Consider the following 18,544-nt stretch of genomic DNA (forward strand, 5'->3'; position numbering starts at 1 on the left):
CGCTGTCGTTTTCGGCCCGCTACAACGCGGGATGGAGAAAGAGATGGATGAAGACACACTGCTGAAAAAACTGCGCTGGCGTTGCCGGCGTGGCATGCGCGAGCTGGACCAATTGTTTGGCCGGTATCTGGACCGCCGATGGGCGCAGGCCCCTGCGGCTGAGCGCGCGGTTTTCCTACAGCTGCTGGATTGCGAAGACGATAAGTTGTGGCGCTGGTTCATGGGATACGAGGCTTGCCCCGATGCCGACAACGCCGCCCTTATCGCCGATATCCGCGCCATGCCGGCTTGACTGGCGCCCCTCGCGCGGGCTCGCCTGCGCGTTGAGCCTGATCACCGTTGCTGCACTGTGGGCCATTTGGCGGTCCGGCGTGCCGGTCTGGCTGGCCACGGGCTTGTCTGCGTATGGCGGTGTGATCGGCGCACGTACGATCTGGTTGCTGTTGCGCTCGCCAGTGCGGCAACTCGTTGTGCCGTGGACAGATGCGGCCGCCAGCGTGGATGGAGAACGCGTGGATGCGCTGCAGGTAACGTGGCGCGGGCCGATGGCGGTGGTGTCGTGGGCGCATCCGGGAGGCCGCCGCGTGCGGCTGCATTTCTGGCCGGACACGCTGCCAGCCGCGCAGCGACGTGAACTGCGTCTGGCCGCTCAGGCCCGTGCCATTTCGTCCCGGCGGTCGCTAGTGGCACCATAGCGTCCCTTTCCTGGTTGAACCGCATGTTCAAACCTATCCCGGTTGCCATCGGCTTGCGCTATCTCCGCGCCAAGCGACGCAATGGCTTCATCTCGTTTATTTCGATGGCGTCGATCCTCGGCATCGCCCTGGGCGTGACGGTGCTGATCACCACGCTGGCGGTGATGAGCGGTTTCCAGAAGGAAATCCGCGACCGCCTGCTGCAGATGGCCGCCCATGCCACGGTCAGCGCGGAAGGCGCGCCGATGCAGGATTGGCGTCACGCGGTCGAAGTGGCCAGCGCGGACCCGCGCATTGCCGGTGCCGCGCCCTATATCGAAACCGAATCGCTGCTGCAGGGCCCGCGCAAGCAACCGGCAATCGTGCGCGGTGTGATTCCGTCCGAAGAAGCCAAGGTCTCGGTGCTGGCCAAGAAGATGCAGCAAGGCTCGGTCGACAGCCTGACGCCGGGCTCCTACAACATCGTCATCGGCAAGGAGCTGGCGCTGTGGCTGGGTGTGGATGTCGGCGACAGCATCGTGGTGCTGCTCAGCGATACCCAAGCCACCCCATTGGGCGCGATGCCGCGGCTCAAGCGCTTCACCGTCAGCGGCATCTTCGAGGCCGGCTACAACGAGATCGATCGTGGCCTGGCCGTGGTGAACATGGAGGATCTGGCACGCGTGCTGCGCATGGATGGCGTCACCGGCGTGCGTCTGCGCCTGCACGACATGGATCAGGCGTTTACGGTGGCGCGCGATCTGGCCTTGAAATTACGTGGGCCGTATCGCGTGAGCGACTGGACCCAGGAAAACGCCAACCTCTATCACTCGTTGAAGATGGAAAAGACGGTGATGGGCATCCTGCTGTCGCTGATTGTGGCGATGGGCGCCTTCAACCTGGTGTCTTCGCAGGTGATGCTGGTAACCGACAAGCAAGCCGATATTGCGATCCTGCGCACGCTCGGGCTCTCGCCTGGCGGGGTGATGCAGGTGTTCATGGTGCAGGGCTCGTTGATCGGCTTCATGGGCACGATCATGGGGGTGATCGGCGGCATCGTGCTGACGCTCAACCTGGAGCGCATCCTGGGTGCCATCGAAGCAGTGTTCAGCGTCAAGCTGCTGCCCGAAGACGTGTATTACATCACCGGCTTGCCGACCGACATGCAGACGCAGGATGTTGTGGTGATCACCGTGGTCGCTCTGGTCATGAGCTTTTTGGCCACCTTGTATCCGGCATGGCGCGCCTCGCGCACCCAGCCCGCGGAGGCGCTGCGTTATGAGTAATGTTCCAGAGTCAGTGCTTGGAAAGACGCAGGCAGACCAGGGCGCGGCGGTGATTCGCGCCGAACGGCTGGGTAAGACCTACGCCGAAGGCAAGATGCGTACGCCGGTGTTCGATGGTCTGGATCTGTCGGTGGCGACCGGCGAAACCGTGGCGATCGTCGGCGCATCCGGTGCAGGCAAGAGCACCTTGCTGCACTTGCTCGGTGGGCTGGATATCCCGACCTCCGGCGAGGTGTATGTCGCGGGTCGGCGCATGTCTGCATTGTCCGATGGCGAGCGCGGCAAGCTGCGTAACCGCTCGCTCGGTTTCGTGTATCAGTTCCATCATCTGTTGCCGGAATTCACTGCGCTGGAAAACGTCATGATGCCGGTGCTGTTGTCCGGGCAGGACGTGGCGATCGCGCGCGGGCAGGCACTGCAGCTGCTGGAATCGGTTGGCCTGGGGCATCGGGTGAAGCACAAGCCCAGCGAATTGTCGGGTGGCGAGCGTCAGCGCTGCGCAGTGGCGCGGGCGTTGGTGAACAAACCGGGGTGTGTTCTGGGCGATGAGCCCACCGGCAACCTCGACGACAAGACGGCTGGCACCGTGTTCGAGCTGATGCTGGAACTCAATCGCGCCCAGCGCACGAGTCTGGTGCTGGTAACGCACGATCGCAGCCTGGCGCGACGTCTGGATCGCGTTCTTGAATTGCACCAAGGCAAGTTGCGCGAACTGGCGCCTTCGGCGGTGTAAGGCCTCTTGCCGTGTTCGGTGCGCAAAGGTGGTGCCGAACAATGCGGTGTAAGCAGGCTGGCAAGGCGGGGCGCAGGCATTCTTGCAGTCATTGCGAGAAACGATGCGATTCATTGGCACCGTAGGAGCGCGCTTGCGCGCGATGTGGATTTCCCGGTAACGACCCATCGCGCGCAAGTGCGCTCCTACGAAATCCGAGCGATCACTGCATGTGCGCACCGTGCGCGCCGCTCCGCTTGCCGTTTGGGGGGCGAACTTTGAGCGCATCGAACGATGCGCCTACGTTGCTGGACTACTCCCTCTACAACACGATTGAGGTAGACATCATTGCCGCCAGGATGGGAATGGGCTGCGCGGTTGGTGATGTGTGTTGTGCTGCATCGTGAGCTGCCTGATCGCACTGTGATTCGGCAGGCGTTGTGCGGACTACGCTGCTGTAAGAGTTAGCACCCAAAACCCACAACCCAGCGCCAAGCACGAAGCACTCAGCACCAACCAACAATCGCCAAGCACGTGCGACGCTGTCGTCGCCACGCACGTCCGGCCATAAGCGTGTAGCCGGACGTCTAGCCTTCCAAGGCGTCCCGGCCTCTAAGCAGCCAGGACCTGTTCGTCAGGGAATGATTCGCTGCGCACGCAGCCGGGTGAACAGTTCCAGGAATGCGGCACGGCTGTCGTAGAAGTCCAGAAAGCCCAATTCGCGGCTCTTGGTCATGTCGTTGACGCATTCGATCTCGCGGCCGAGGTCGGCATCGGTATGCCACCACGAGGCGAGACGGTTGACGTCCGGCTCCACCAGTCCGTGCTTCGCAGCCAGCTCCGCCCATTGCGCCGGTGCGGTGTCGCTTAGGCGTACTTCCAGCGGTTCGGGCGTCTGCGGGCAGGGCGCCGCTTCCAGGCCGAAGAATTTCGCAATCTCGCCCCACATCCAGCGCCAGCGAAAGACATCGCCATTGACGGTATTGAACGCCTGATTGCGCGCTGCCGGGCTCAGGCCGGCCCACGCCAGTTGCCGACCGAGCAGGCCGGCATCGGTCACATCGCTGAGGCTGTTCCATTGTGCCTGCGAGCCGGGGAACACGAACGGTTGCCCGGTGTGTTTGCACAGCGAGGCATACACCGCCAGGGTCACGCCCATGTTCATCGCGTTGCTGCCGTTGGCAATGCCAACCATGGTGTGCGAGCGGTGCACGCTCCAGCCGAAGCCGTGCTGTTCGGCATGCTGGAACAGTAGATCTTCGAGGGTGTAGTAGAAGTTCTCGCCAGGCTGGCGCGGTTCGCTTTCGCGGAACGGGGTTTCCGCCTTGCCACTGCCGTAGTTCTCGAAAGCACCCAGGTAGTGCTTGGTGCCGGTGACCAGCGCCATGTGCTGAAGCGGCGCCTCGCTCAAGCCATCGCACAGGTGTCGCATCATCGCGCCGTTGGCTTCGACGTTCTCGCGCTCGGTATCGCGGCGCGTCCAGGTGCAGAAGAACACGTGCGTGATCGGTAGCCCCTGCAGCGCAGTTTTGGTTGCCTCCGCATCGAGCAGATCGGCCGCTACCGGGATCACGCCTTCGTGCGACAGCGGGCGGCGCGCCAGGCCATAGACGGTCCAGCCGTCGGCGAGCAACACATTGGCGAGGTTGTAGCCGGAAATGCCGGTCACGCCGACGATCAGTGCAGCACCTTTACGCATGGGGGAACTCCTCGAAAACAGCGTCCACCATAGCGATGCGGCCATGAAATCAGGGCGAACGCAGGCCTGATTTCACTGCGAAATGAAGCACGTTTGTGGAACGGATCATTGCTGTGCCGCGTTTGTGCGCGGCATGCCGCGTGGCGGGTTTCGGCGCGTGTGGACGGTCGAGGCGCCAGCGGCGGCAGCGTGACGCGGATCGATCGCTGGCAGCATCCGCATCCTGCTCACCTGCGCTTGGCCGCGTGCATCGGCTCAAATGCGGAAGCGAAGGCTGTGATGCAACGCTTCGAGCGGTTGCTTTGCCTGCAAGCTCTCGCGCCATCTTCCTACCCGGCAACACGCCGAACGCTGCTGCCCGTCGTGGCAGACGATCGTTACGTTGAGCGATAGATCGGCAGCGCGCGGGCAATGGACATGGACGATGCAACGCATGCGGTGAGGCCGCTCGCTGGCGCCACCGTGGCGGTCGCAGCCGCGTTATTGCTGGGCGTGGTGGCATGTGCCTGGTCACCGGCGATGCTGCCGCGCACTGTCTACGGCAGTTGCCTGCTCACCGGCGCGGTCGGCCTTGCGGCGCTGCGCCGGTGGCCGCGGCGCTGGTTGTTGCTGAGCGCGGTGTGCGTGGCTGGATTTGGGCTGATGGGCTGGCAAGCGGCTGGAGTGCTGCGGGCGCAAGTACTGCCGGCCGATGAAGCGCGCGAATGGTTGGTGCAGGGAAGAGTGGTGGGCCTGCCCATCGCCGAGCCACGCCGCACGCGTTTCCAGCTGCGCCTGGCTGATGACCTGGCGCAGCCGCAAGCGCTGCGTGGCGCACTCCTGCAGGTAAGCTGGTACGACGACTTTGGTGCAGACACCATCGGCCCACGCGCCGCGTTGACGGCCGGCGCCACCTGGCAGCTGCGCCTGAAGCTGCGTGCCCCGCGCGGTCTGCGCAATCCGGGTGGCTTCGATGCCGAGCGGCAGGCGCTGGCGCAACGCATTGCTGCAACCGGCTATGTGCGCATGCCAGCTGCGGCCAGGCTGGTGACGCCGGCCAGTGGCGTGGATGCATGGCGCGAGCGCATGTCGGCGCGCATCGCGCACATCATCTCCGGGCCGGCGTCGCCTTACCTGCGTGCCTTGGCCTTGGGCGACACCCGCGGGCTCGACGATGCCGCGTGGGCGACCTTGCGTGCGACCGGGCTGAGTCACCTGATTGCGATTTCCGGCTTCCACGTCGGCCTGGTCGCCGCGTTCTGCGCGCTGCTGATCACTGCCGTGTGGCGCCTCTTGCCTGGCCTGGGAACGCGCGTGCCACGGCTGCATGCCGCTGCGGTGGCGGCGTTGCTTGGCGCCTCCTGCTATGCAGTGCTCGCCGGCCTTGCGCTACCAACGGTGCGCACCGTGTTGATGATCGCGGTGGTGGCGCTGGCCCGTGTGCTGCGTCGCCGCGCCAGCACTGCGCATATCCTGGCGCTGGCAATGTTGGCGGTGCTGCTGTGGGATCCGTTGAGCGTGTTGGTGGCCGGCTTCTGGCTCAGCTTCGCCGGGGTTGCGTGGCTGGTGTGGTGCCTGCCGGCTGACGATCGTTCAATGCTGCGCGGATTTCTGTCGGCGCAGGCGGTGGCGACCATTGGCCTGTTACCGTTGACGGTCAGCCTGTTCGGGCAGGCGTCGCTGGTGGGGCCGCTGGCCAATCTGGTTGCGATCCCGTGGTGGACCTTCGTGGTGGTGCCGCTGGCCTTGCTTGGCACCGCGCTGGAAGCGGCCTGGCCGGGTGCGGGCGTCTGGGCCTGGCAACTGGCCGGCTGGTGTTTCGAGCTGACCTGGCCCGCATTCGTCTGGCTTGGGCGCACCCAGGTGGCGTTGTGGTGGGTGCCCGAATCCGACGCCATTGCGCTCGTCGCTGCGCTGGTCGGCGCATTCTGGCTGCTGATGCCTCGGGGAACGCCGGCCAAATCAGTGGCGTTGCTGTTGTGGCTGCCGCTGCTGTGGCCGGACCGTGCCCTGCCCGAAGCCGGCGAGGCCGATCTGCAGGTGCTCGATGTCGGGCAGGGTCTGGCAGTGCTGGTGCGGACCCAGCGGCACGCCTTGCTGTTCGATACCGGCCCGGCGGTCCGCGATGGATTCGACGCCGGCGAACGGGTGGTGCTGCCGGCGTTGCGGGCGTTGGGGCTCCGGCGGCTGGACGCCATCGTGCTCAGCCACGCCGATGCCGATCACGCCGGCGGCTACGCTGCGGTGCGCGCCGGAATGCCGGTGGCCGATACCCTCGCGCCATCTGGCGCGCCGCTGGATGTGCGCCGCCGCTGCCAGGCCGGGCAGCGCTGGGAGTGGGAGGGCGTCCGGTTTCGTTTCCTGCATCCCACCGCGGGCTTTCCCTACCTGCGCAACCAGTCCAGCTGCGTGCTGCTGGTGGAGACGCGCTACGGGCGTGCGCTGCTGCCAGGCGACATCGACAGCATCGTCGAACACCGCCTGCTGCATGCAGGGCAGGCGCAGCTGCGCGCCGATGTGGTGGTGGTGCCGCATCACGGCAGCGCCGATGGCTCGCATGCCGGCTTCGTGGCGGCCACCGCGGCGCGGCTGGCGCTGGTGTCCTCCGGGCATGGCAATCGCTTTGGCCACCCACGCGCAGATACCGTGCAGCGCTGGCAGGGCGCCGGTGCCGAGGTGCTGGATACCGCCGAGACCGGTGCGGTGCGGGTCTGGCTGGGCCGCGGGGGGCTGCAGGTTCGCGAGCGTCGCCGCTGGCAGCCACGGCTCTGGGATGCTGCGGAACGGCGGCGGTCGGCTGCTATCCTATCGGCCAGCGAATAGGCGGCCGCGTTGCCGGAGGAATCGAATCGTGTTGGAGCTGGTCAAGGCAGGCGGTTGGCCGATGGTGCCGTTGCTGTTGTTGGGTGTGATCGCGCTGGCGATCGTGCTGGAACGTCTGTGGACCCTGCGCCGCAACGAGGTGAGTCCGCCGGGTCTGGGCGAGGAAGTCCGCAACTGGGCCGCGCGCGGCAAGCTGGACCCCACCCATATCGAGTCGCTGCGCCGCAATTCGCCGCTGGGCGCCTTGCTGGCAGCCGCGCTGGATGTGCGTGGGCGTAGCCGTGACCTGATTCGTGAGCGCATCGAAGACACTGGCCGCCATGTGGTGCATCGCATGGAGCGCTATCTGAATGCATTGGGCACGATCGCCTCGGCGGGGCCGCTGCTCGGCCTGCTGGGCACCGTGGTCGGCATGATCCAGATGTTCCTGGGCATCCTCGATCACGGCGTGGGTGACGTGAACCAGCTGGCCGGCGGTATCGGCAAGGCGCTGGTGTGCACGGCGACCGGCATGATCATCGCGGTGCCATCGTTGATGGCGCACCGGTTTTTCAAGGGGCGTATTGCTGGCTACATCATCGAGATGGAGCAGGAAGCGACCTTGCTGCTGGACACGATGGAAGGCCGCCCCGTGCCAGGCGGCACCGCAGCTGCGGCGTCCGTGCCGGCCGGCAACCCCGCCATGGCAAAGGGCTGACGGATGCGCATCGGCAGTGACCGAAGCCAGGACGAGCCACAGATCGACCTGGTGCCATTGATTGACGTCATCCTCGTCCTCATCATTTTCTTCGTGGTAACAACAACCTTCGACGCCCGCTCCACGCTGCAACTGCAGTTGCCCACTGCCAGTGACCGGAACACCAGCGCGCCGCCGCGTTCGTTGAGCGTGCTGGTCAATGCCGATGGCCGTTATTTCATCAATGACCAGGAAGTGCTGCGGTCGGATGTGGATTCGCTCAAGCAGACTATCGCCCAGGTTGCCGGCGATGACCGCGAGCAGACCGTGCTGATGCGTGCCGATGCGCGCACGCCGTATCAAGCGGTGGTGACAGCGCAGGACGCGCTGGGCCAACTCGGTTTCCGCCGCATCGCCATTGCGACAGCGCCGGAAGCGGGCAAGAACGGAACGCGGCAGTGAAGACCATCAACGAGAACGCGCCGCAGGTGTCGTCCTGGCAGACCTATCGGCGTCTGCTGGCATTCGCTAAACCTTACCGGCTGCTGTTGGTGGCCGCGTTGATCGCCGCATTGATCGAGGCCGCCGGGACCACCGGCTTCCTGGCCTTGATGAAGCCGATCACCGACGAGACCTTCATTTACAAGAACGCCGAGGTCAGCCGCTGGCTGCCGGTGCAGATCATCCTGTTGTTCGTGATCCGCGGTGCGGCCGGTTACATCACCGACATGGCAATGGGCAAGTCTGCGCGCAGCATCGCGCGCGATCTGCGCGTCAAGGTCATGTCCAAGTATCTGCGCCTGCCGGGCTCGCGCTTCGACTCCGAACCGGTGCCGTCGATGCTGATCCGCCTCGGCTCGGACTCGGATCAGGTCGCGCAGGCCGCCGTGGATGCCGTGAAGGTGATGATCCAGCAGTCGCTGCAGGTGATCGGCGCGTTGGCGTTGATGCTGTGGCATAGCTGGCAGGTCACGCTCACCATTCTGGTGCTGGCGCCGGTGCTGGCTTGGGTGATGGACAAGGTGGCGCGCCGTTATCGGCGGATCAGTCACAGCATCCAGGAGAGTGGCGCGCATCTGTTGCAGGCCGCCGACCAGACCTTGTCCAGCCATCAGGAGGTCAAGATCTACGGCGCGCAGCAGAGCGAGATGGAGCGCTACTCGGGCCTGGCCGACCGCAATCTCAGGCTGGCCATGAAAGTCGAATCCACGCGCGGCATTTCCACCGCCACCGTGCAGATGATCGGCGCGATCGGTCTGTCCGCGCTGCTGTTCGTGGCGGGCGCGCAGGCAGCGGCCGGGCGCCTGACGGCCGGCGATTTTGTGGTGTTGATGACCTCGATGCTGACGATCATTCCGGGCCTCAAGCAGCTCACCAATGTGCAGAACATGGTGCAGCGCGGCCTGGCGTCTGCCGAACGCCTGTTCTCGGTGCTGGACAGCCCTGACGAGCCCGATCAGGGTCAGGTGCCGTTGACACGTGCCAAGGGCTTGATCGAATTCCGCGATGTCACCGCGCGCTATCCGGGGCAGGCCAATCCTGCGTTGGCCGATGTCAGCTTCGTGGCACAGCCGGGCACCGTTACGGCGATCGTCGGCCGCTCCGGCAGCGGCAAATCCAGCCTGATCAAGCTGATTCCGCGCTTTTACGAGGCCGAGTCCGGGCAGATCCTGCTCGATGGTCACCCGGTGCAGGCCTATGCATTGGCCGATCTGCGCCGCCAGATTGCCCTGGTTGGCCAACAGGTGATGCTGTTCGACGGCAGCATTGCCGAGAACGTGGCATACGGCGAAATGCGCCAGTGCGATGCCGGGCAACTGGAGCGCGCCATCCAGGGTGCGAATGCGATGGAGTTTGTCGCGCAGCTGCCGGAGGGCCTGCAGTCGCACGTGGGTACCAAGGGCGGGCGCCTGTCTGGCGGCCAGCGCCAGCGTCTGGCGATCGCACGCGCGATGCTCAAGGACGCGCCGATCCTGATCCTGGACGAGGCGACCGCCGCACTCGACAACGAATCCGAGCGTCTGGTGCAGGATGCCTTGCACAAGTTGATGCCGGACCGCACCACCTTGGTGATCGCGCATCGGTTGTCGACGATCGAGCATGCCGACCAGGTGCTGGTGATGGACCAGGGCCGCATCGTCGAGCGCGGTACGCATCAGGAACTACTCGCGCTGGGCGGGCTGTACTCGCACCTGCACGGCATGCAGTTTCGCGAACGTCAGGCATGAGCAAGCGCGGCGCCCGCACGCCGGGCTACTGGTACGACAACACGCCCATCCCGCTGCCGGCCCGCATGCTTGCGCCGGTGTATGGCGCGGTCACCGCAGTGCGCCGCAGCCTGTATCGGCGCGGCTGGTTGAAGCGCCATGGGGTGCCGGTCCCGGTGGTGGTGATCGGCAATGTCACCGCCGGCGGCACCGGCAAGACGCCACTCACCATTACCCTGGTCAGCCGGCTGCAGCAGGCCGGCTGGACCCCGGGTGTCGCCAGCCGTGGTTATGGCCGCGATGACGCCGGGACTGCGCGCTGGGTCGATGCGGACACGCCAGTAGCACTCGGCGGCGACGAACCGGTGCTGATCGCCTGGAAAACCGGCGCGCGCGTGCGCGTGGATACCGATCGGCTTGCCGCGGCGCGTGCCCTGGTCGAGGCCGGCTGCGACATCATCGTGTGCGACGACGGGCTGCAGCATTACCGGCTGGCCCGCGATGTCGAAATCGAAGTTGTCGACGGCCAGCGCCGTTATGGCAACGGACGCATGCTGCCCGCCGGGCCATTGCGCGAACCCGCAGCGCGTGCGCGCGAGTGCGATTTCCGCGTGGTGAATCTGGGCCAGGGCAGCGATGCAGTGGTACCGGCGGTCGCCACGCCAGTGGCCGATACCGATACCGATGCCGGGTTCGGCGAATGGCAGATGCGTCTGAGCATCGACAGCGTGCAGCCAATGGATGGCAAGCGTGCACGGCCACTTGCCTCGCTGGCTGGGCAACGCGTGCATGCCGTGGCCGGGATTGCGCACCCGGAGCGGTTTTTCGCGATGCTGCGCGCACGCGGCATCGGCGTGGTGCCGCATGCGTTTCCCGATCATCATGTCTACCGCGCGCAGGACTTCAGCTTCGGCAGCCGACTGCCGGTGCTGATGACCGAAAAGGACGCGGTGAAGTGTCGGCCCTTCGCCGACGAGTGGCTGTACAGCGTGCCGTTGAAGGCCGAGCTGCCGGCGGCCTTCTGGGTGAGTCTGCTCGATCGCCTCGACAAACTGGCCAGCCGCCATTCCGATGCCTGAGGGTGTCGGCCGCGTATCGGCAGCAGCGAGATAACGGCCGGCCGATGCAGCCTCCATCCTTTCCAACCAGCGAGGACACCGTGCAACCAGTTTCTGCAGCGTCTCCCATCGCGTCGGACGACGCGTCCAGCGCCTTCGTGGTGGCAGTCCCGGCGCGCTATGCCTCCACCCGGTTGCCCGGCAAGCCGCTGCAGCTGATCGGCGATCGCCCCATGATCCAGCACGTGGCCGAGCGTGCGCTGGCAGCCGGTGCTCGCGAGGTGTGGGTAGCCACCGACGACGCGCGCATTGCCGAGGCCATCCAGGGCCTGGCCGGCGTGCGTGTGGCGATGACCAGCAGCGTGCATCTGTCCGGCACCGACCGGCTGGCCGAGTGCGCGCGGATTGCCGGCTGGGATGCGGCTACCTGCGTGGTGAACCTGCAGGGCGACGAACCGTTCGCACCGGCTGCCGGCATTCGTGCAGTGGCCCAGGTGCTGCAGCGGTCCGGCGCGGAGATGGCCACGCTCGCCGCGCCGGTCGACAGCGCACACGACCTGTTCGATCCCAATGTGGTGAAGCTGGTGCGCAACGCCCATGGCGATGCGTTGTACTTCAGCCGTGCGCCGATTCCGTGGCATCGCGACAGTTTTGCTAGCCAGCGCGATGCGGTACCGGCCGGCAATCACTGGCTGCGGCATATCGGCATCTACGCCTACCGCGCCGGGTTTCTGCAGCAGTTCGCGGCCATGCCGCCGGGCACGCTGGAGCGCATCGAATCGCTGGAGCAGTTGCGTGTGCTGGAAGCCGGCTACCGCATCGCGGTGGCGCTGACGCCTGAGCAGTTCCCACCCGGCATCGACACGCCGGAAGACCTGCAGCGCGCGCAAGCGCAACTGGCGTCTGCATGAGGCTGTTGGTCGTCTGCCTGGGCAATATCTGTCGCTCGCCAATGGGCGAGGGCGCCTTGCGCGCGCGTCTGGACGCCTCACCGCTGGCACGCCGTGTGGAAGTGGATTCGGCCGGCACCGGCGATTGGCACGCCGGTGAACCCCCGGATGCGCGCGCCATCCGCTGCGCAAGCGGTCACGACGTGGACATCTCAGGATTGCGCGCGCGTCAGGTGCAGCTGGCCGATTTCGAACGCTTCGATTGGCTGCTGTGTGCGGACGCCAGCAATCTGCGCAATCTGCAGCGGCTTGCACCCGCATCGCTGCGGGACAAGGTTGCGCTGTGGTTGCCGTGGGCCGGCGTGGACGAGCGCAGCGATATCCCCGACCCGTACACCGGCGGCAAGCAGGAGTTCGAACTGGCCTGGCGGCTGGTCGATACCGCCGCGCGCCAGACCGTGGCCAGACTCACCCGCGGCTGACCGGGCTTGGGCATAATCACTGCATGACTGCCCAGCTCACCCAGGAACTGCCGGAATTTCCCACCTGGCTCAACGCCAGGCCCTCCACCTTGCAGGAGCATCGCGGCCGCGCGCTCGTGCTGGCGTTCGTCAATGCCAGCTCGGTGTGGTGCGCGGAGCGGCTGGCCGAGCTTGCGCACTGTCAGGCGCGCAGCCCCGGCCGGCTGCAGGTGATCGTGGTGCAGGTGCCGCGCTTCGATAGCGAACGCATGCCGCAGCGCTCGCTCAAGCAGTTGCGCGGGCATGGCGTCAGTGCGCCGATCCTGCTCGACAAGGACTGGGAAACCTGGCGCCGTTTCGGAATCGAATCCTGGCCCACCCTGGTGTTGCTCGATGCCTATGGCCGCGAGCGGCAGCGGCTGGTCGGTGTCACCGGCGATCTCGACAAGGCACTGGCCGCGTTGTGCGAAGGCCAGCAGCCGCCGTCCGATGCCGATCTGCATGGCGTGGCTGAGCGCGATCCTGAGCCGCGCCTGGCGTTGCGCTTCCCCACCGGCCTGGCAGCGACCGAAGACCGGCTGTATATCGCCGACACCGGGCACCACCGCATCCTCGAATGCACCCACAGCGGCCGCGTGCTGCGTCAGTTCGGCCACGGCAATGCCGACCTCATCGATGGCGGCGTGGGCGAAGCCGCATTTCGGCGCCCGCAGGGCCTGGCGCTCGAGCGCGAAGAACTCTATGTGGCGGATACGGGCAACCATGCCTTGCGGCGGATCAACCTGCGCAGCGGCCAGGTCGACACCTTGTGCGGCACCGGGCGCAGCGGCGAGCCGATCGAAGGCCCGCTCGCCAGTACGGGCGCGTCGCCGCTGAACTACCCGCAAGGGCTTGCGGTTGCCGATAACCAGCTGTTGATTGCGATGGCCGGCGACAACCGCATCTGGAGCTATCACCTGGGCCGCGCCGCGCTGAGCGCGCGCGCCGGCACCGGCTCCCTTGAAATCCGCGACGGCAGCGGCCATCTCGCTGCTTTCGCACAGCCGGCAGGCCTGGCCGCGGTCCAGCAGGTGGCTTACGTCTGCGATGGGCTGGGGTCGTCGATCCGCACCATGCAATTGCGTGGCGACCTGGTGCAGACCCTGGTTGGTGGGCAGGGCACCTGGCAGTTCGGTGAAGACGATGGCCCACGCAGTACCGCGCGCCTGCAGTTTCCGCAGGCAATCGCACTGGCCGCCGATTCGCCGATGCTGTGGGTGGCCGATACCGGCAATGGCCGCTTACGCTGCCTGCGCCTGGGCGGCGGCGAGCTGACCACGGTCGCCCTGCCGCGGCGCCTGCATGGCCCGGCCGGGCTGGCCGTTGCCGGCGGCGCGGTGTGGATCGCCGAAACCGACGCGCATGCAGTGCTGCGTTACGACCTGGCAACAGGCGCATTGAGTGATGTTTCGATAGACGAATGAGCGCAAGGCCACAAGCTGATTTCGATGGGAAGGCCTTCGCCGCCCGCCTGAGCACCGCACCCGGTGTCTACCGCATGTACGCGGCCGACGACAGCCTGCTGTATGTCGGCAAGGCCGGCGCGTTGCGCAAGCGCGTGGGCAGCTATTTCAACGGCACGCCCAAGAACGCACGCCTGACTTCGATGCTGTCGCAGGTCGCGCGCATGGACGTGACCGTCACCCGTAGCGAGGCCGAAGCGCTGCTGCTGGAAAACCAGCTGATCAAGTCGTTATCGCCGCGCTACAACGTGTCGCTGCGCGACGACAAAAGCTATCCCTACGTGTTGCTGACCCGCGAAGACTGGCCGCGCATTGCGCTGCACCGTGGCCCCCGCGCGGTGAACGGGCGCTACTTCGGCCCGTATGCCGGCGTCACCGCCGTGCGCGAAACGCTCAACCTGATGCACAAGTTGTTCAAGCTGCGCAGCTGCGAGGACAGCGTGTTCCGCAATCGCTCGCGGCCGTGCCTGCAGTATCAGATCGGACGCTGCAGTGCGCCGTGCGTGGATCTGGTGGCGGCGCAGGATTACGAAGAAGCGGTGCGTCGCGCCACCATGTTCCTGGAAGGCAAGAGCGACCAGCTCGGCGAAGAAATCATGCACTCGATGCAGCAGGCCAGCGAGGCGCTCGAATTCGAGCGTGCCGCCCGTCTGCGCGATCTGCTCTCCTCGCTGCGCAGCATGCAGAACCGCCAGTACGTGGACGGGCGCGCCGCCGATCTGGACGTGCTGGCGTGCGCCACGCAATCCAGCCAGGCCTGCGTGCTGCTGCTCAGTTTCCGCGACGGGCGCAACCTGGGCACGCGTTCGTTCTTTCCCAAGACCAACGGCGAAGACAGCGCCGAGGAAATCCTAGCCGCGTTCGTGTCGCAGTACTACGCCGAACATGCACCGCCGCGCGAGATTCTGCTGGACCGCGAGATCCCCGACGCCGAGCTGATCGAGGCGGCATTGAGTGCCGCGGCCGAACACAAGGTCGCGCTGAAGTGGAACGTGCGTGGCGAACGCGCCGGCTACCTGTTGCTGGCCAGCCGCAACGCACAACTCACCCTGGTCACCGAACTCACCAGCCAGAGCGCGCAGCACGCGCGCAGCGAAGCCTTGCGCGAGATGCTTGGCCTGGCCGAGCAGGTCAAGCGTGTGGAATGCTTCGACATCAGCCACACCATGGGCGAAGCCACGGTGGCCTCGTGCGTGGTGTTCGACGCCAGCGGCCCCGTGCGCGGGCAGTACCGGCGCTTCAACATTTCCGGCATCACCCCCGGCGACGACTACGCCGCCATGCGCCAGGCGATCGAGCGCCGGTTCCGTCGCGCGGTGGAAGAAAACGGCGTACTGCCCGACGTGTTGCTGATCGATGGCGGCGCCGGCCAGTTGGCCCAGGCCCAGGCCGCATTGGCGGATTTGGGAATCGAGAATGTGTTGCTGGTGGGCGTGGCCAAGGGCGAGGAGCGCAGGGCAGGGCACGAAGCGCTGATCCTGGCCGATGGCCGCGAGCTGCGCCCCGGTGCCGCATCGCCCGCACTGCAATTCATTCAGCAGGTTCGCGACGAAGCGCACCGTTTTGCCATCACCGGCCACCGTGGACGCCGCCAGAAAGCACGCATGACCAGCAAGCTGGAGGATATTCCCGGCATTGGGCCACGCCGGCGCGCCAGCCTGCTCAAGCATTTCGGCGGCCTGGTCGGTCTCAAGGCGGCCGGCGAAGCGGAGATTGCGCGGGTGGAGGGGGTCAATGCCGCACTCGCCGCGCGAATCTACGCTAACCTGCACGGGCTGGCGCTCCCCGATGCGGCAGGCGAGTCGAGTCCGTAATGAAGTTGACCATCCCCACGTGGCTGACACTGCTGAGGATCGTGATGATCCCGGTGTTGGTCGTGGTGTTCTACCTGCCGTACAAGTGGACCAATTTCGCCTCGGCCGGTGTGTTTGCCCTGGCCGCGATCACCGACTGGCTGGATGGCTGGGTCGCGCGGCGTTATCACCAGTATTCGGCGTTTGGCGCATTTCTGGACCCGGTGGCCGACAAGCTGATGGTCGCCGTGGCGTTGTTCCTCATCGTGCAAGGGCATCCCACGCCGTGGATGGCGTTCTGGGCGGCGGTCATCGTGGGTCGCGAAATCGCGGTGTCTGCATTGCGCGAGTGGATGGCCGAGATCGGCCAGCGTGCCAAGGTGCGCGTGGCAATGATCGGCAAGGTCAAGACCACCGCACAGATGGTTGCGTTGCTCTGTTTGCTGTATTCGGTCACGCCGGGGCAGATGCCCACGCATGAAATCTGGCTGGGCAACCTGATCTTCCAGGCGGGGTACTGGACCCTGGCAATCGCCGCATTGCTGACGTTGTGGTCGGGTTTCCAGTATCTGCAGGCCGCATGGCCAAGTTTGCGTGCCGATGAAAAGGCCGCGATTACCAACAAACCGAAAAAAGTCGAAAGCAACAGTTGACAGCTATCCCGTTCACTGTAAAATTTCGCCTCCCAAGCGGGAATAGCTCAGTTGGTAGAGCGCAACCTTGCCAAGGTTGAGGTCGCGAGTTCGAGTCTCGTTTCCCGCTCCAAGATGTAAACGCGGCCCCGTGCGCGGGGTCGTGTTGTTTCAGGGCAGGATGCCTTGGGTTTGATGTTTCGGCCTGGTGGTAGAGTGGTTATGCAGCGGACTGCAAATCCGCGTACGCCGGTTCAATTCCGGCCCAGGCCTCCACATCGTGTGTGCTTTCCCTGCCTCCAACGCGGTGACAGGGCTAGCGCAAAACGGTGACAAGCTGTAGAATATCGCTCCACGCGGGAATAGCTCAGTTGGTAGAGCGCAACCTTGCCAAGGTTGAGGTCGCGAGTTCGAGTCTCGTTTCCCGCTCCAAATTCAAGCCATGGACTTTACGGTCCATGGCTTTTTTATTTGGGTTGCACGTGGCGTGGATGAGCTGCATGTCGCGCAGCGATGGTCGGGCAACTGTACGCTGCGGAATCTAAAATTCGCTGCGCTGCGCATTGGCACGGTATGAACCATGCGCCAGTTGCTGTGCAAGCTGGCTGCACCACACGCTGACAGCGCTGCAGGGCGAATGTGATTTCTGCGGGCGTGCCACTCCCTGCGCCACGTGATGGCAGATTGATTCTGATCAAGGTGCCTCTGTCGCAGGTACGGCACGCTGCGCGCATGGAACCCGATATCGCTGCCGCGCATGCCCGTTGGAACTTCGATCACGCGTTGTTGCAACGCTACGACCGCCCAGGCCCGCGCTACACCTCCTATCCCACTGCGCCGCACTTCCAGCCCGGGTTTGGTGCCACGGAGTTGCAGGCGGCGTTCTTGCGCGCGCAGGAGCAGCGCCCTGGGCGCGCCGTATCGCTGTACGTGCATGTGCCGTTTTGCAGCAGTCCCTGTTTCTACTGCGGCTGCAATCGGATCATTACGCGCGACGCGAGCAAGGGGCAGGCCTATGTCGCGCGGCTGCTCCGCGAGGCGACCAGCGCCGCCGAGCATCTGGAGCGCAGTCGAACGGTCGTGCAACTGCATCTCGGTGGCGGGACGCCCAATTTTCTCTCGCCTGCGCTGCTGGGCGACTTGCTCGATGGCCTGCGCCGCATCTTCCGTTTCAGCACCGATGCCGGTCGCGACATCTCGATCGAACTGGATCCTCGCGCTGTTCAACCTGACGACATTGCCACGTTGGCGCAAATCGGATTTACCCGGGTCAGCTTAGGCATCCAGGACTTCGATCCGGACGTGCAGGCAGCGATCAATCGCCGTCAGGGCGAGCAGGAGACATTGGAACTCATCGCTGCTTGTCGGCAAGCAGGTATCGCCTCGGTGAACGTGGATCTGGTCTACGGTCTGCCGCGGCAGACGCAGGCGGGCTTCGCGCGCACGCTGGACCGCGTATTGGCGGCGCGGCCAGACCGGCTGGCGATCTATGGGTATGCACACCTGCCGCACGTGTTCAAGGCGCAGAAGCAGATCGATGTGCAGGAGTTGCCTTCCGCGCAGGACAGGCTGGCGCTGCTCGGGCTCGCCGTACGTACGTTGTCGGCGGCGGGCTACCAGTACATCGGCATGGATCACTTCGCGCTTCCCAGCGAAGACCTGGCGATCGCGCAACGGCGCGGCGATCTGCAGCGCAATTTCATGGGCTACACCACGCATGCCAATACCGATCTGATCGGCTTGGGCGTCAGTGCCATCAGCCATGTTGGCGACAGCTACAGCCAGAATCCACGCGAACTGGCTGTGTGGGAAGCGGCGGTCGATCGCGGTGCGTTGCCCGTGTGCCGCGGGATGCAACTGAGTGCAGACGACCTGCTGCGCGCGGAGGTCATCCAGGCCTTACTGTGCTGCGGACATGTGGATCTGGCTGCCGTGGCGCAACGCCACCAGTGCGATGCGCGGCATTGCTACGATGACGCGTTGGCTGCGCTGGAGGTGCTTACCGCCGATGGCCTGGTGGAGGTGCGCGGCCTGTGCGTTGATGTCACCGCAACAGGGTGGCCGCTGGTCCGCCTGGCTGCCATGTGCTTTGACCGCTATCTGCAACCTTCGCAGCAGGCCGTGCGCTACTCCAAAGCAATCTGATGGCGTG

The 18,544-nt window shown here is 65.4% G+C and carries 16 protein-coding genes and 3 tRNA genes; 18 read left to right on the plus strand and 1 reads right to left on the minus strand.

Features of this window, described 5'->3' with window-relative positions; all coding sequences use genetic code 11:
- The first annotated feature begins 43 nt into the window (after positions 1 to 43).
- From ACCQ09_RS10480 to lolD, 4 genes are read left to right on the plus strand one after another with little or no spacing between them, the layout of a single operon-like run.
- Complete coding sequence (locus tag ACCQ09_RS10480) at positions 44 to 292, plus strand: FAD assembly factor SdhE (protein WP_014507842.1); 249 nt, start codon at positions 44 to 46, stop codon at positions 290 to 292.
- Positions 243 to 695 carry a hypothetical protein gene (locus ACCQ09_RS10485; protein WP_040941279.1) on the plus strand — a complete coding sequence of 151 codons (453 nt, stop codon included), beginning with the start codon at positions 243 to 245 and terminating at the stop codon, positions 693 to 695. The genes ACCQ09_RS10480 and ACCQ09_RS10485 overlap by 50 nt, the downstream gene beginning before the upstream one ends.
- A 23-nt stretch (positions 696 to 718) precedes the next feature.
- Entirely contained in the window at positions 719 to 1,960 is a 1,242-nt protein-coding gene (locus ACCQ09_RS10490) for a lipoprotein-releasing ABC transporter permease subunit (RefSeq protein ID WP_014507840.1), read from the plus strand.
- Positions 1,953 to 2,693, plus strand: coding sequence for a lipoprotein-releasing ABC transporter ATP-binding protein LolD (gene lolD / locus ACCQ09_RS10495; RefSeq protein ID WP_228427808.1), 741 nt, complete (start codon positions 1,953 to 1,955; stop codon positions 2,691 to 2,693). The genes ACCQ09_RS10490 and lolD overlap by 8 nt, the downstream gene beginning before the upstream one ends.
- Positions 2,694 to 3,306: 613 nt before the next feature.
- Here lolD and ACCQ09_RS10500 read toward each other — a convergent pair.
- On the minus strand, positions 3,307 to 4,371 hold the full coding sequence (locus ACCQ09_RS10500; RefSeq protein WP_012438234.1) for an SDR family oxidoreductase: 1,065 nt from the start codon (positions 4,369 to 4,371) through the stop codon (positions 3,307 to 3,309).
- Between the two features lie 411 nt (positions 4,372 to 4,782).
- On the opposite strand from ACCQ09_RS10500, the gene ACCQ09_RS10505 reads away from it, so the two are divergent.
- The 14 genes from ACCQ09_RS10505 to hemN all read left to right on the plus strand — a co-directional run bounded on the left by ACCQ09_RS10505 (position 4,783) and on the right by hemN (position 18,537).
- On the plus strand, positions 4,783 to 7,173 hold the full coding sequence (locus ACCQ09_RS10505; RefSeq protein WP_012438235.1) for a DNA internalization-related competence protein ComEC/Rec2: 2,391 nt from the start codon (positions 4,783 to 4,785) through the stop codon (positions 7,171 to 7,173).
- A gap of 28 nt (positions 7,174 to 7,201) precedes the next feature.
- Positions 7,202 to 7,870, plus strand: coding sequence for a MotA/TolQ/ExbB proton channel family protein (locus ACCQ09_RS10510; RefSeq protein WP_011037273.1), 669 nt, complete (start codon positions 7,202 to 7,204; stop codon positions 7,868 to 7,870).
- 3 nt (positions 7,871 to 7,873) lie between these two features.
- The gene (locus tag ACCQ09_RS10515) at positions 7,874 to 8,311 is read left to right on the plus strand and encodes an ExbD/TolR family protein (RefSeq protein ID WP_011037272.1); all 438 of its coding nucleotides are present in this window, start codon (positions 7,874 to 7,876) and stop codon (positions 8,309 to 8,311) included.
- On the plus strand, positions 8,308 to 10,077 hold the full coding sequence (gene msbA / locus ACCQ09_RS10520; protein ID WP_228427807.1) for a lipid A export permease/ATP-binding protein MsbA: 1,770 nt from the start codon (positions 8,308 to 8,310) through the stop codon (positions 10,075 to 10,077). Before ACCQ09_RS10515 ends, msbA begins: the two co-directional genes overlap by 4 nt.
- Positions 10,074 to 11,135, plus strand: coding sequence for a tetraacyldisaccharide 4'-kinase (gene lpxK / locus ACCQ09_RS10525; protein ID WP_040941281.1), 1,062 nt, complete (start codon positions 10,074 to 10,076; stop codon positions 11,133 to 11,135). The genes msbA and lpxK overlap by 4 nt, the downstream gene beginning before the upstream one ends.
- Before the next feature lie 80 nt (positions 11,136 to 11,215).
- Positions 11,216 to 12,025 carry a 3-deoxy-manno-octulosonate cytidylyltransferase gene (gene kdsB / locus ACCQ09_RS10530; protein ID WP_014507831.1) on the plus strand — a complete coding sequence of 270 codons (810 nt, stop codon included), beginning with the start codon at positions 11,216 to 11,218 and terminating at the stop codon, positions 12,023 to 12,025.
- A complete protein-coding gene (locus tag ACCQ09_RS10535) occupies positions 12,022 to 12,486 on the plus strand; it encodes a low molecular weight protein-tyrosine-phosphatase (RefSeq protein ID WP_040941282.1) in 465 nt (154 codons plus the stop codon). The genes kdsB and ACCQ09_RS10535 overlap by 4 nt, the downstream gene beginning before the upstream one ends.
- Before the next feature lie 23 nt (positions 12,487 to 12,509).
- On the plus strand, positions 12,510 to 13,928 hold the full coding sequence (locus ACCQ09_RS10540; protein WP_040941283.1) for a nhl repeat protein: 1,419 nt from the start codon (positions 12,510 to 12,512) through the stop codon (positions 13,926 to 13,928).
- Complete coding sequence (uvrC, locus tag ACCQ09_RS10545) at positions 13,925 to 15,781, plus strand: excinuclease ABC subunit UvrC (RefSeq protein WP_019237626.1); 1,857 nt, start codon at positions 13,925 to 13,927, stop codon at positions 15,779 to 15,781. The genes ACCQ09_RS10540 and uvrC overlap by 4 nt, the downstream gene beginning before the upstream one ends.
- Entirely contained in the window at positions 15,781 to 16,413 is a 633-nt protein-coding gene (gene pgsA, locus ACCQ09_RS10550; RefSeq protein ID WP_011037265.1) for a CDP-diacylglycerol--glycerol-3-phosphate 3-phosphatidyltransferase, read from the plus strand. The genes uvrC and pgsA overlap by 1 nt, the downstream gene beginning before the upstream one ends.
- 36 nt (positions 16,414 to 16,449) lie before the next feature.
- Positions 16,450 to 16,525, plus strand: a tRNA-Gly gene (locus tag ACCQ09_RS10555).
- A gap of 69 nt (positions 16,526 to 16,594) precedes the next feature.
- Positions 16,595 to 16,668 (plus strand) — tRNA-Cys (locus ACCQ09_RS10560).
- A gap of 80 nt (positions 16,669 to 16,748) precedes the next feature.
- A tRNA-Gly gene (locus tag ACCQ09_RS10565) sits at positions 16,749 to 16,824 on the plus strand.
- A 300-nt stretch (positions 16,825 to 17,124) separates the two neighbouring features.
- Positions 17,125 to 18,537, plus strand: coding sequence for an oxygen-independent coproporphyrinogen III oxidase (gene hemN / locus ACCQ09_RS10570; RefSeq protein WP_052844746.1), 1,413 nt, complete (start codon positions 17,125 to 17,127; stop codon positions 18,535 to 18,537).
- Positions 18,538 to 18,544 lie beyond the last annotated feature (7 nt).

This window comes from Xanthomonas sp. NCPPB 2586 (genome assembly GCF_041475775.2).
GTDB classification, from domain to species: Bacteria; Pseudomonadota; Gammaproteobacteria; order Xanthomonadales; family Xanthomonadaceae; genus Xanthomonas; species Xanthomonas campestris.